This window comes from Rappaport israeli (assembly GCF_001888055.1).
Classification (GTDB): domain Bacteria; phylum Pseudomonadota; class Gammaproteobacteria; order Cardiobacteriales; family Cardiobacteriaceae; genus Rappaport; species Rappaport israeli.
Map to the genome: position 1 here is coordinate 13,467 of NZ_LXHZ01000010.1, position 13,869 is coordinate 27,335.

The window sequence follows — 13,869 nt, forward strand, 5'->3', positions numbered from 1 at the left end:
AAGTTTAAACTCTTATTCCCTATGCTAGCTAATGACCCCAAAAAATCAGTCGCCAAACGACTCCTTCCTTGGCTATTGTTACTAGCTCTTTTAGGCTGGCTAGGGTACACCCTAACCCCCCACTCTAGCCAGCCCCTTAATTCCAACACCTTAGAAACACATTCCTCCCACACCGACCCGAATTTAGAAAAATTAAAACAATTACAATCATTTATAAAAAACCCCAATCCTAGTCTGGCAATAGAACGCCCAACAATTCCCCTAAAATTACCTCAAACCTTTTCAAAAATAAGCCAAAGCAATCCCGCTAAAGGCGAACAAAACACCCAAAATAGCGCTAACAAACCTATTAACAGCGGTGGGCAATTTATCAAACATCTTGCTATTTTTGAAAAACAACGCAACTACTGGCAATACATCCATAATAACGAAGACAACCAAACCCTTATCAAACAACTAGAGCCTCTAAAAAAACGCCTTAGCCGTGGCGCTTTAACCCGCGTAGAAATTTTATCCAGCGATTATGTTAAAAACGGTGAAACTAGAGAAGAAAACAGCCGAATTATCGCCGTCCGCGGTATAGAAGGCAAAAGCCAATGGATTTTTTATGCCCGTTTTGAAAAAGGACAAGTTTATTATTATGACTACGACGGCAACGCCCCAGAACCAACCATGGACCGCGCACCATTAAGTTATAGCCATATCTCCTCCCCTTTTGATCCCGCACGTCGCCATCCCATTACAGGACGCATTCGCCCCCATGAAGGCGTAGATTTTAAAGCTCCCTACGCTAGCCCCATTCATAGCACGGGTGATGGCGTTGTTAGCTACACTGGCTGGCAACATGGCTATGGGCGCGTTATTTTTATCAACCATCCCAATGGCTACCAAACACGCTATGCGCATCTCTCCGCCATTGACGTTAGCAATGGACAACGCGTTAAACGCGGACAAGTGATTGGAAAACTCGGCAATAGTGGCATCTCCACAGGGCATCATCTACATTATGAGGTTCGCGTTAACGGACAACCCCAAGACCCCATGACAGTTGCCCTACCCTCGCACAAACCCATTAAAAGCGCTGATTTAGCTGTTTGGCAATATCGCGCTGAGCAATATCAGCAAGATATAGAAGATTTAAAACGCTCAGGTTATACCGTTAACTAAAACCCTATAGATTAAACAGCGTTTGACCTATGCGCTCGCTGGTTTTCTGCGCCTACAATAAAAATCCCAAATTAAAATAAACGTTTGCTCGTAAAACTTACATCTTTCCTTAATATTACAGGCGATAAAACAGCCTTGGTTTAACAAAAAACTTAAACAATAAGACAAAAATGTTCAAAAAAAGTTTAATTGCGATGGCTGCTACCATGAGCTTATCTGCTTTTGCAAACTCTATGCCAGAAGCTATTTATGTTCCAGAAAATGCTGTTATGGTCAGCGCTGATAAAGCATGGATTGGTGATGGCTTTGATTATTAAGCTAATGTTAGCGGTATAACTATTGCTGAATTATCAGCAAAAATCATCCAGTTCTACACAGATGCAGGTTTTGTAACCGTTGAAAACAAACGTGATGCTGATGATGCAGAATTTGTTTTCACTCGTGGTCAAGAGCGTGTAGAAATTGACTTGATTTAGATTATAACGGTGTAATCGAATACGAAGTTGATTACACCCGCTAAGCTAAATAGCCATGATGTACAAAAAGACCCCTTAAAAAGGGGTCTTTTCATTTTTAGCGCTGGTTTGGTTTTTCAACTGTTGTACCACCGCCTGCATGTGTTCAACTTTTGTATCAGGCGCTAATGCCGCGCCAATGGTTAAAAATACTTTGGGTCGATAGTGTCGTGGCCACCCTTTAAATAATCCATTTTTATGGCTATAAAAACTGCCCCAAAGATTATCCAATGCCATGGGAATTATTGGCACAGGGCGTTTGCGCAACATTAATTCAACCCCACGCTTAAAAACATCTATTTCACCATCTTGGCTAATTTTTCCTTCTGGAAAAATCATCACCAATTCGCCATTTATAAGCGCATCATCTACACTTTTTAACGCTTGCCTAAACACCTGCGGTTGCTCTTTACGTCCTGCAATGGCAATGGCATGAACGCCTCTAAAGACCCAATTTAATCCCGCCAAATCAAAAATTTTGTAATACATCACAAAGCGCACAGGGCGCCTAATGCTTGCTAATAAGATTATTGCGTCCATGTAGCTTAGATGATTGCAAATTAAAATCGCCGCGCCTTGTTTAGGAATATGCTCCTGCCCGCTGATTTTTACGCGATATCCCAAAAAGGCGATAAGTTTTGCCAACAGATACAAGATAAAGCGAGGTATTTTATACAAGCTATAGGCGGTTATAAGTATTTGCATGACCAACAACAATGTAAAAAATTGCTGCAAACTCGCCTCAAATCCTGACAAAATCACAATCGCCAATACACTCGTTAACACCATAAAAAATGAATTGATAATATTATTAGCCGCAATCATTTGTGATTTATAGCCTTCTCGCGCGTGATGCTGAATCAAAGCATACAGTGGCACAATATATAGCCTCCAGCAAAGGCCAAAGCAGCAAAAGCCAAAGTCGTATGCCAAAAGCGCTCATCGTGTATAAAGGCGCTTAGGGTTTGCAAAGTTTGTAATTCACGACCAGCAATGGTGGTAATGCTATAAAGTGCAAGGCTCATCAATAGCGCGCCCACAGGCACTAAACCTATTTCAATCCGTCCTTTGGATAAGGCGTTACTCGCCAAAGACCCCACCCCCACGCCAACAGAGAAAAGCGCTAATAAATACGTCATTACGCCTTCATCTCCTCGCAATACAGTTTGCGCAAATTGTGGCAATTGCGTAAGCAACAATCCACCAATCACCCAAAACCATGATATGCCTAAAATAGCGGCAAAAATTTCTTTTTGCTGATAGCTATATTGCAATAAAACGCGCGTTTGCCGCCACGGGTGAAAAGCGGGCAAGTGTTTAAATTTAATCGCCATTTTTTTAGTTTCTATGCTGGGGATAGCATAGGCACACCCTAATCCTAGACAGGCTGAACAAACCATCAAGACATAGAAAAAAGTCCGCAACGTCTCTTGTGCGATTAAATAAGCGCCTAAAATTGTGCCAAATAAAATGGCTAAAAATGTGCCTGCTTCTACTAAACCATTACCCGCCATGAGTTCATTATCGCTTAAGCGCTCAGGCAATAAACCGTATTTAACAGGCCCAAAAAAGCTTGATTGCAACCCCAATAAAAATAAAATTGCAATCATCCAAAGTGGCTGCTGCCCCCAAAAAGCGATAATGCCTAATAACATAATAAGCACTTCAAACCACTTTAAAACGATAATTATTGTGCGTTTTTCAAATTTTTCTGCCAAAAGCCCTGACCACGCCGAACAAATAAACATCGGCAAAATAAATAATGCCATGCTTAAATTGGTATAAAAACTCAAGGTTGTGGGGTCATGAATGCTTAAAGCAAAAAGTACTAATAAGGCGCTTTTATACAAATTATCGTTAAAAGCGCCAATAAATTGCACCACAAAAAAGGCTAAAAACCGCCTTTGGCGAAGTAAGGACGTAATCACAAAATAGCACTTACAATCGCATGGGCATAATCACATAGCGCACCGATTCATCACTTTGGCTGGTAATTAGGCAAGGACTTTCACTGTCTTGGAAATGTAGCTGAATGGTTTCACCTTCTATAATTTTGATAACATCAATTAAATAATTGATGTTTAATGATATTTCTAGTTTCATGTTTTCAGGGTTGATGATTTCCATAACCTCATCGACACTTTCATTATCATGATTGCGCGCAGCAATAAATAATTTATGCCCATTAAAATTAAGTTTCACACCATCATGACGGTCAACCAATAGCACTTTAGCGCGCTGTAAGGCGTGTAAAAAGCCCTGACGATTGATAATAATTGGATTGGGTTGTGCATTAGGCATAACGCTTTCATAGTTGGGAAATTGCCCGTCTATGAGCTTTGTCGTGAGTCGGTAATTTTCAATGGCTAATTGCAACTGACGTTCGCCAAGATTTAGCGTAATGCTTTGATCTACTCGCGCTAAGAGTTTACCTAATTCATCCACGCCTTTACGCGGAATTAAAATGCCTAATTCTTGCGTTGTGGCGGTTTGTAGTTCTGCACTAGCGCAAGATAAACGGTGTCCATCTGTACTTACCGCGTTAATATTTTTGCCTTGATGGATTAAATCCAAATACAACCCGTTAAAGTAATAGCGCACATCTTGCACAGCGATAGAAAATTTTACTTTCTGCATAAGCTCATTAAGGGTATCGCTATTTAATGCCACGCTATGGGTAAACGCAATTTCTTCTGCAACAGGAAAATCCTCTGCTGGCAACGTTGAAAGGCGAAAATGGCTGTCTTGTGCGTTGATATGAAAATGTTCACCTTTAAGCTCACAAACAACATAAGCATTTGCAGGCAAATTACGCACCACATCTAATAGCTTTGCACCAGGAACGGTTGTTGCGCCTTCATCCCTAACTTCTGCTTTAATTGTGCCTTCTAAGCTAACCTCAGTATCTGTTGCGCGTAGCTGTAATTGCCCATTAGTTGCATGAATGTAGATATGGCTAATAATGGGGGTAGTGGTTTTACGGCTGATGATATCGTTGAAATCACTTAGCGCCGTAAGAAGTGATTCTTTCACAATACTAAATTTCATAAGTACCTCTTTATTTAATTCGTCGTCGTAATAGTAGTTGTGGATAAGTGGATAAGTTTATAACCAATTTATTTACAACAAGTTTTCAAATATAGTTTTTCAATTTATCCACCGAATAAATCTTGAATAACCTGTGGATAACTTCACGATAAATTTATCCACAGGTTATTCAGGGGTTATGCTTAGCTTATCTCCAAGTTGTTCTAGCGAATGTTAGTTTTTCTGCTAGCCAGTGATTGACATGCGTAAGCCTTTGTATTCTTGCTTAAAATCGCTATTTTCTTCCATGAGCTCTTGAACTTTCTTGCAAGCATGAATAACGGTGGTGTGATCGCGTCCACCAAAAGCTTCTCCAATCTCAGGATAGGAATGGCGCGTTAATTCTTTAGCCAATGCCATGGCAATTTGTCGCGGTCTGGTAATCGATGATTTACGACTTTTTGCAGACATATCCGCAATTTCAATGCGATAAAAATTCGCTACGATGCGTTGGATATTTTCGATGGTAATTTGTTTTTTCTGTGCGCTTAATAAATCATTGAGCGCTTCTTTGGCAAGCTCTACGGTTGCCTGTGAGATATTTTTATAATTACATAGCGCAAAAACTTTATGCAACGCGCCCTCAAGGTCTCGAACATTTGAGGCAACTTTATTGGCAATAAAAAAGGCAACTTCATCAGGTAAGATAAAGGCTAATTTATTTGACCCCATTTGGTCGGCTTTGGTTTTGATGATAGCAACGCGAGTTTCAAGCTCTGGTGGCTCAATAGAAACGGTTAAGCCCGAACCAAAGCGCGATTTTAAGCGATCTTCTAAGCCTTCTATTTCTTTGGGATAGCGGTCGCAGGTGAGAATAATATGGCGACTGTTATTAATTAATTCATTAAATGTATGGAAAAATTCAGTTTGAGAACTGCTTTTATTACCGCCTAAAAATTGCACATCATCAATTAATAGCGCATCAACACTGCGATAATACTCAGCGAATTCATGCATATTGGTGCTTTTGTTTTTATCATATAGGGTGCTAATTAATTCATTAACAAACTGCTCAGCCGTAAGATAAACCACGCGATTGGCACCATTAGCGCGCAAGGTATTGCCTACAGCATGCATAAGATGCGATTTGCCCAATCCCGTTCCGCCATAAATGAGCAGGGGATTAAAATCCAAACTGCCTTCAGCAATGCCTTTTGCCGCCATATAGCTTGGTCATTGGAAGGGCCGGGGACGAAATTATGAAATTGATAATCAGGGATAAGATTGCTTTTATAGGATTTGCTGGTTGTTTTAGTTTTGCGCGGTTTGAATAAATCTTGCTCTTCAATTTTAAGCGTTAGATGATTAATTTTGTGATGCTTTTTAAGCGCTAATTGAATGGTGCTGAAATAATCTTTTTTGATTTGCTCTAATGCAAATTTATTCGCTGCCAGTAGCGCCCATTGCCCTTTGCTTTCCTCGCGTAGTTCAAGGGTGCGCAATAAGGTAATGGCTTCCTCGTCAAATAGTGGAACAAGAATATCGATAACCTGTTCCCAAATCACCTCTCCTTTTTGGCTCATAAGACCTCAAACCATGCATTAAGCGCTTTTTCTAGCAATTGATAACAATGTTCAAAATCCTCTTGATTGCCATAATAAGGGTCTGGTAGGTCTTGATTGGTATTATCAGGATGATGTTTGAGCATTTTATGAATTTTTTGCAGTTGTGCCTGATTGTCCGCCAGTGCTTGCAGTTGGCGGAGGTTTTCATCATCTGCTACTAAAATAAGGTCAAAGCGTTGCAAATCTTGAGCGCTAACTTGGCGCGCTTTAAGCGTGCTGATATCAATGCCATGGGCTTTAGCGGTGTTGATGGCGCGTTTATCTGCCAAGCGCCGATGTGATAGCCATGCGTGCCAGCAGAGTCGACGGTAAGGTCGTCTCTGCCTTGTTCTTTTATAAGCGTTTTAGCAATGCCTTCAGCCATGGGTGAGCGACAAATATTACCTTTGCAAACCATTAAAACTTTCATGATGACTCCGAGAGGTTGTCTGTATTGTCTTCTGGTTTTTGCTGTTGTTTTTCATCAACACGCTCTTTGCGTTTGGCTAATTTTTCCGCGCTACGCTCTTGATTGTGCGGCACAAGGGCGAGTACTTTCCAGCCTTTGCTGGGCTCAAGAGTAGAGCGCGAAGAGAATACGTGCAATTTTTGCTGTGGTGAGATAGCAAATAAGGCGATATTGTCAGGATTTTCCTCAACATACTGGCTGTAGGGGTAGTTTTCGCTGATGTTGGTGGTTTTGATTTCTGCCTGCTCAGCCATCAAAGTATTTAGTTTGTTAAAGGTTACCTCATCGCTAAATAGCCATGCGCTTTCCCAACCGCCATGGGTACGGCTGCGGGTATCTTCTTGCGCTTTATCATTGACTTTAATGCGAAATACATTGTGTTTGCCAAACTCTGATTGAAAACGTAAGGCAGCTAACATATTTTGTTCTGTCCGCGGATGGATGGTAAGCAACTTTCCAATACCCACTAAATTTAGATGGCGGTCAGCATGTTCAGAGACAACGTTGCCGTAATAGACATTAAGATTTTGCATGCGCGCTTGACGGGTTTGGTCAAAACTTTCACTGGCCATTAACACATCAATGCCATTTTTTTTCAATGCACTGCCTAGGGCAATGGTGAAATCATTTGTGCCAGAAATTAGTACGCCGTCGGGGTTAGGGTCGGCAACACCAAGATAATTGGCTAGTGGTTTGGCGGTAAGACTTTGCAAAACTACCGTCCCGATAATAACGGTAAACACTAATGGCACAAGAATTTCTGCCCCTTGTACATTGCTTTGCTCTAGTTTTAGCACAAATAAGGACGACACCGCAGCGGCAACAATTCCGCGGGGGGCAATCCAGCTCAACAAATGTTTTTCCTCTTTACTTAGCTCTGAGCCAATAGCCGATGCCCAAACTGATAATGGGCGCGCTACAAACATAATCACGATTAACACTAAAATGCCTTTAAAACCCATTTGCTGGAAGCCAGCAAAATCCACGCGCGCGGATAAGAGGATAAATAGCATGGAGATTAATAAGATAGTGAGACTTTCTTTGAAATCCAAAATATCATCGGTAGAAAGATTTTTGATATTGGCTAATACCATGCCCATTACGGTAACGGTGAGCAGTCCTGATTCTTCTTCGATGGCGTTGGAGATGCTAAACACTAACAACACCAGCGCAAGGGTAAAGACGTTATGCAAGAAATCAGGAATCCACATGCGTTTGAGTAAAACGGCTAACGCTAAAGCGGCAACCGCGCCTAAAACAATGCCTAAAACAATGATTTTGGCAAAGACAATCGGAGAGTGTCCAGAAAGAATATACTCATAAATCAACACCACGAGCAACGCGCCGATAGGGTCAATAACCACCCCTTCCCAACGTAAAATATTGCTGATGGTTTTATTTGGGCGCACGCTTCTAAGTAGGGGCACAATCACAGTTGGACCGGTTACACAAACTAAAGCACCAAATAAAAGCGCTAAACGAAAATCCATGCCCATAATAAGCCAACTGGCTAAGGCGGCGACAATAATGGTGATAATAACCCCAATGCTAACTAAATTAGTCACTACCCTGCCGTGGTTTTTAATTTCTTGGAATTTAAGGGTGAGCGCGCCTTCAAATAAAATAATGGCGACCCCAAGGGAAATCATGGGGAAAAGTAATTCTCCTAGCATTTGGTCTGGATCAAACCAGCCAAGCGTAGGTCCTAGAATCAAGCCGATGGCAAGCAAAAAGATAATAGCGGGTTTTTTTAAATACCAAGCCAACCACTGTGCGCCAATGCCAAGCGCTAATAAACCAGACAATAATAAGGCGATATCTTTAGTCATATTAACTCTTTAAAAAGGTTATGGGGAAAAATGGCTGAGCAGTTTAGCATAAAAACCGCCTTGTTTAAGGAGTTCATCGTGTTTGCCCATTTCAACGATTTTGCCGTGTTCGAGCACAACAATGCGGTCGGCATTTTTAATTGTAGAGAGGCGATGAGCGATGATGATGGTGGTTTTATCTTGCCCTAGGGTATCAATGGCAGATTGCACATTGGCTTCAGAGCGATTATCAAGTGCGGAGGTCGCTTCGTCTAAAATTAAAATGGGGGCGTCTTTATAAAGCGCGCGTGCAATGGCGATGCGTTGCTTTTGTCCGCCTGAGAGGCGGCTGCCTTTTTGTCCAATATCATGATGATATTGATTGCTAAGGGTTTCGATAAATTCGCTGGCATGCGCGGATTGGGCGGCCTGTTTTAGGCGTAGGTCGTCGTATTTATTTTGCGCATAGGCGATATTGGAGGCGATGCTGCCTGAAAATAAAATGGTATTTTGCGTAACTAAGGCAATTGCTTCACGTCGTTGGGCAAGGCTTAGGGTGTTAATGGGGTGGTTGTCGATATAAATTTCCCCCGCATCAGGTTGATAAAACCCTGCAATTAGTGCGGCAATGGTGGATTTACCACTGCCTGATTCACCCACCAATGCAACGGTTTCCCCTGCTTGAATATGCAAAGAGAATTGGTCGAGAATTTTTTTATCTTGATAGCAGAAATCTACTTTTTCAAGGCGGATATCGCCTGCGCGGATGTTTTTATCTGTTAGTTGTATATCGGGTTCTGTTGATTGGTCTAAAAAGTCAAAAATGCTTTGCGCTGCCGCTAGTCCGCGTTGGATGGGTTCATTAATTTTGCCAAGGCGTTTGATGGTGGGGAAAAGTAGTGCCATGGTGGTGAGATAGGCAACAAATTTACCAGGGGTCATGGCATTGGGTGCGCTGCTGGCAATTTGTGCGGCAAAAATTATTACGGCGGATAAAGCGCAAACGATGATGATTTCTAAAATTGGCGAGATGAGCGCGGAGAGTTTAGTGCTGGCGATGGCGTGGGTTTTAATCGCTTGGGCTTGTTGGTAGAAGCGGTTGTTTTCATAGTGTTGTCCGTTATAAAGGCGCACGATTTCTCGCCCTGTAATAACTTCATCAACCACATGATTCATATCACTCATATCTTCTTGCAAGGTTTTTGCTAAGTTGCGCAAGCGCTTAGAGAGGGTGATGATGATAAAAGCTAAGATGGGCGCTGTGCTCATCACCATGAGCGTCATTTTCCAATCCAAATACAAGAGCGCAAGTAGCAGTGCCACCACGGTTACACTTTCGCGCACTAAAATAATGAGTGCATCGGTTGAGGCGGCCATAAGTTGCACTACGTCATAAGAAAAGCGCGACAAAAGACTGCCATGGCTATGTTGGTCAAAATAGCGTAGCGGTAGGCGCACTAAATGCGCAAACATTTCTACGCGCAGTTGATAGACGATATTTTGTGCCACGGTGGTTGTGGCATAGGTGCTGGTAAAATTCGCCAATCCGCGCACGATAAACCCAACCACTAACACCGCCACCATCGCATAAACCGTGTTTAAATCGCGCTCAGCAAAACCACCATCGAGAAGGGGTTGCATCACCAAAGGCACTAAAGGCTCAGTCAGTCCATAGATTAGTGTGGCGCACAAGGACAGCACCGCGGTTTTCCAATGCGGTTTAACATAAGAAAGAAGGCGCAAATAGCGCTGTTTATCGGCATGTTTAATCATGCGCGATAGGATAATGTAAAAGACAAAAGAGTGAAAGCACACAAGAAGAGGGTTTCTTGGAATAGTTTGCTATACTGCGCCAGCTTAAAAGACCCACTAATGGAATCTACAATGAATGAGCAAAAGCGCTACATCCTTTGCATGAAATGGGGGCAAAAATACGGCGCCCAATACGTCAACCGCCTGTATTCTATGGTTAAACGCCATTTGACATTACCTTTTGAAATGGTGTGTTTAACTGATAACAGCGACGGCATCGACCCCGCTATTGCCTGCTACCCTATCCCACCGCTTGATTTGCCCCAAGGTGCACCTGAGCGCGGTTGGAATAAACTCTCCACCTTTGCCGCGGATTTATACGGCTTACAAGGGCAGGCGCTGTTTTTAGATTTGGATGTTGTTATTGTGGGGAATATGGATGATTTTTTTACTGTTGAGGGCGCATTTTGCGTTATTCACGATTGGAAACGCCCTTGGCGCATCACAGGCAACACCTCAGTTTATCGTTTCACCATTGGCGCTTTTCCCGACGTCTTACCTTATTTTCGCGCGCATTACGCCGATATTGTGCGCCGTTTTCGCAACGAACAGGCGTATTTATCGTGGTTTATCGATAAGCACTACCAACAACTGCGCTACTGGCCTAAGGCGTGGTGCAAAAGTTATAAATACCACTGTCTGCGCCCACTTCCTTTTGCCTTATGGCAGCCGCCTGTTTTGCCTGATGATGCCAAAATTATTATCTTCCACGGAGAAATCAACCCACCAGATGCCATTGTAGGGCGCGGTGGCAAATGGTATCGCCATGTATTACCCAGCGCATGGATTGCGGAGCATTGGCAATGAGCGCCCCTTATCGTCTAAGCATAGTGATGATTGTAAAAAACGAAGCGCACAACCTCGCGTTAAGCCTTCCACCTGCACAAGCGCTTGCTGATGAAATTATTATCGTAGATTCAGGCAGTAGCGATAACAGCCGCAGCATAGCCGAACAATACGGCGCAAAATGGTATGAACATCTGCATTGGCAAGGCTTTGGATGCCAGCGTCAAATCGCGCAAAGTTACGCCAACGGAGATTGGATATTGGCACTAGATGCCGACGAAGTCATTAGCGACGAACTCGCCCAAGCCATTCAACGCGTTATCGCCAGCGCCCCCAATCAAACCGTTTATGGCATTAGACGGCTGGATTATGTTTTTGGCGGACGCATCGACTCCCCCCATTGGCGCAACAAAGCCATTGGCGCCTCTACCCCAACACCTTCCACTACAATCAAAATCTCGTCCATGAATCGCTTGAACTCGGCGATGCCCAAACCCAAATCCTAGAAGGTTATCTTCATCACCACACCGCCCTCACCCCCCAATTCTGGCTACAAAAACGCCTCGACTACGCCCTCTCATGGGCAAAACAGCGCCACAATCAAGGCAAAACAACCACCCTATTAGGCGTCTTTGCGCGCGCTTTTTGGGCATTTATCAAACAATATCTGCTAGACGGGCGTTTTTTACAAGGCGCTTATGGCTGGATTTATGCCGCACTTTTTAGTCAATACACCTTCAACAAATACGCACTTCTTTACGACCTAAACCGCCAAAGCCACACCTACCAAAAGGATTTCCAACCCCACCCAATCATCTACACCAATCTCCCCCCATTACCAAAGAAAATCCCCAACCCCACGCGCCTAAGCGTCGTCATGATTGTTCAAAACGAACAAAAACACCTCCCAGCCTGCCTGCATAACCTCTACGACCTCGCCGATGAAATCGTCTTATTAGATTCAGGCAGTAGCGACCAAACGCGCGCTATTGCTCAGCACTTTGGCGCAAAGTGGTATGAACATCATCATTGGCAAGGCTTTGGGCGCCAGCGCCAAATCGCGCAAAGCCACGCCACAGGCGACTACATCCTCATGCTAGATGCCGATGAACAACTCGATAGCACCTTAAAACAAGCCATCCGCCAAGTCTGCGCCCAACCGCTTGAGCGCACCCATGCCTACGCCGTCGCCCGTGTAAACATCTTCTGCCATCATCGCATTCATCCCAAAGGCTGGTATGCCGATAAAATCGCGCGCCTTTATGCCAAAGAGCATTTTCACTACAGCAATCTTGAAGTGCATGAAAGTTTAAACGTGAACATCAAACACACCCCCACACTTTCAGGACACCTTCTACACTACACCAACGACAACCTGCACCATTTCCTAGAGAAAAACATCCGCTACAGCCACGACTGGGCGCAAGAAGCGCACCACATCAAACAAAAACAAGTCTCATGGCTTAGCACTCCATGGCGCGCCACCTTTGCCTTCTTGCGCGAATACATCCTACGCCTTGCCCTAGTTGGCGGAGCTTATGGCGCCATCCTCTCTGTTGTGGCTGCCAGTTATAACTTCAATAAATACATCATGCTGTGGCACTACAACCGCCGCCCCAATCCACCCTCACCCCGTAAAAAACCATGAAAATTCTTCACGTCCTCCCAACCCGTCTACCCATCCCGCCTACAGAATATGGCGGCACAGAGCGCGTTGTATGGGCACTGATGCAGTTTCAACGAGAAAACGGGCACCAAGTCCGCCTCCTTGTGAATAAAAACGTCAATCACCGCCTAGACACCCAAGAATACAACCTCAAGCAACCCATCAGCGCCCAAGTCGATGGCTGGGCAGACATCATCCATTTTCATTACCCCTTTAAAGGCGACATCGCCACCCCCCACCTTTGCACCGAACACGGCAACCACGACGACCCCAACTACACCTATCCCCTCAACACCATCTTTTTATCCAAACAACACGCGCAAAATTACAACGCCCAAACCTACGTTCATAATGGACTCTACTGGGCAGATTATGGCGACCCCAACCTCCGCACCCCACCCAGCGCCACCCCCTACATCCACTTTCTCGCCAAAGCCAGCTGGCGCGTTAAAAATCTTAGTGGCGCCATCAAAATCGCCAAAAAAAGCCCCTACCCACTCCACATCCTCGGCGGACACCGCCTAAGCCTCAAACGCCATAAATATCTCCACCTCTCCCCACGCTTAAAATTTCACGGCATGGTTGGCGGAGCGCGCAAAAACGAACTCATCAAACACTCCAGCGCCCTCCTATTCCCCGTCTTATGGCATGAACCCTTTGGACTTGCCGTTATTGAAAGCCTCTATCTTGGTTGTCCCGTATTTGCCAGCCCCTATGGCTCACTCCCCGAACTCATCAACGACGACGCCCTCGGCTTACTCTCCACCAGCAGCCAACAACTCAGCCAAGCCCTCCACCATCTCCATCACTACGACCGCCGCGCCTGCCATCACCACGCCAAAACCCACTTTAATCATCAAATCATGGGCGCACGCTACCAACAAAACTACCAACGCATCCTAGACGGAGAAACCCTCAACCCCCACCCCCCCAAACGCCAACCCAACCTCCCAACCCAACTCCCCCTATACGACTAAGCCAAGCAAAGCGCATCCACTTAATCTCTCATATAGTC

Annotated in this window: 9 protein-coding genes and 3 pseudogenes; 5 read left to right on the forward strand and 7 right to left on the reverse strand. The window is 44.2% G+C overall.

Annotated features, from left to right (window positions below; all coding sequences use genetic code 11):
• The first annotated feature begins 21 nt into the window (after positions 1–21).
• Together A5N84_RS02800 and A5N84_RS10200 are read left to right on the forward strand one after the other, a co-directional pair.
• Entirely contained in the window at positions 22–1,167 is a 1,146-nt protein-coding gene (locus A5N84_RS02800) for a M23 family metallopeptidase (protein WP_072281196.1), read from the forward strand.
• A 170-nt stretch (positions 1,168–1,337) separates the two neighbouring features.
• Positions 1,338–1,484: a hypothetical protein gene (locus tag A5N84_RS10200; RefSeq protein ID WP_158008623.1), complete on the forward strand. Its 147-nt coding sequence runs from the start codon at positions 1,338–1,340 to the stop codon at positions 1,482–1,484.
• A gap of 234 nt (positions 1,485–1,718) precedes the next feature.
• Here the strand turns inward: A5N84_RS10200 and A5N84_RS11430 are convergent, their stop codons facing one another.
• The 7 genes and pseudogenes from A5N84_RS11430 to msbA form a co-directional block, all read right to left on the reverse strand.
• Positions 1,719–2,561, reverse strand: a complete 843-nt coding sequence (locus tag A5N84_RS11430) for a 1-acyl-sn-glycerol-3-phosphate acyltransferase (RefSeq protein WP_233119877.1) — start codon at positions 2,559–2,561, stop codon at positions 1,719–1,721.
• On the reverse strand, positions 2,543–3,610 hold the full coding sequence (locus A5N84_RS11435; protein ID WP_233119878.1) for an MFS transporter: 1,068 nt from the start codon (positions 3,608–3,610) through the stop codon (positions 2,543–2,545). Before A5N84_RS11435 ends, A5N84_RS11430 begins: the two co-directional genes overlap by 19 nt.
• Positions 3,611–3,620: 10 nt before the next feature.
• Positions 3,621–4,730: a DNA polymerase III subunit beta gene (dnaN, locus tag A5N84_RS02810; protein ID WP_072281197.1), complete on the reverse strand. Its 1,110-nt coding sequence runs from the start codon at positions 4,728–4,730 to the stop codon at positions 3,621–3,623.
• Between the two features lie 225 nt (positions 4,731–4,955).
• Positions 4,956–6,292 (reverse strand): annotated as a pseudogene (dnaA, locus tag A5N84_RS02815) (chromosomal replication initiator protein DnaA).
• Positions 6,289–6,743 (reverse strand): annotated as a pseudogene (locus A5N84_RS02825) (low molecular weight protein-tyrosine-phosphatase). The pseudogenes dnaA and A5N84_RS02825 overlap by 4 nt, the downstream one beginning before the upstream one ends.
• Positions 6,740–8,611 carry a cation:proton antiporter gene (locus A5N84_RS02830; RefSeq protein WP_072281200.1) on the reverse strand — a complete coding sequence of 624 codons (1,872 nt, stop codon included), beginning with the start codon at positions 8,609–8,611 and terminating at the stop codon, positions 6,740–6,742. The pseudogene A5N84_RS02825 and the gene A5N84_RS02830 overlap by 4 nt, the downstream one beginning before the upstream one ends.
• An 18-nt stretch (positions 8,612–8,629) precedes the next feature.
• On the reverse strand, positions 8,630–10,363 hold the full coding sequence (gene msbA / locus A5N84_RS02835) for a lipid A export permease/ATP-binding protein MsbA (RefSeq protein ID WP_072281201.1): 1,734 nt from the start codon (positions 10,361–10,363) through the stop codon (positions 8,630–8,632).
• Between the two features lie 111 nt (positions 10,364–10,474).
• On the opposite strand from msbA, the gene A5N84_RS02840 reads away from it, so the two are divergent.
• The 3 genes and pseudogenes from A5N84_RS02840 (at position 10,475) to A5N84_RS02850 (ending at position 13,831) form a co-directional block, all read left to right on the forward strand.
• Positions 10,475–11,209, forward strand: a complete 735-nt coding sequence (locus tag A5N84_RS02840) for a glycosyltransferase (protein WP_198923734.1) — start codon at positions 10,475–10,477, stop codon at positions 11,207–11,209.
• Positions 11,210–11,235: 26 nt separating this feature from the next.
• Positions 11,236–12,836: pseudogene (locus A5N84_RS02845) on the forward strand (glycosyltransferase family 2 protein).
• Positions 12,833–13,831, forward strand: a complete 999-nt coding sequence (locus A5N84_RS02850; RefSeq protein WP_072281203.1) for a glycosyltransferase family 4 protein — start codon at positions 12,833–12,835, stop codon at positions 13,829–13,831. Before A5N84_RS02845 ends, A5N84_RS02850 begins: the two are co-directional and overlap by 4 nt.
• The last annotated feature ends 38 nt before the right edge of the window (positions 13,832–13,869 follow it).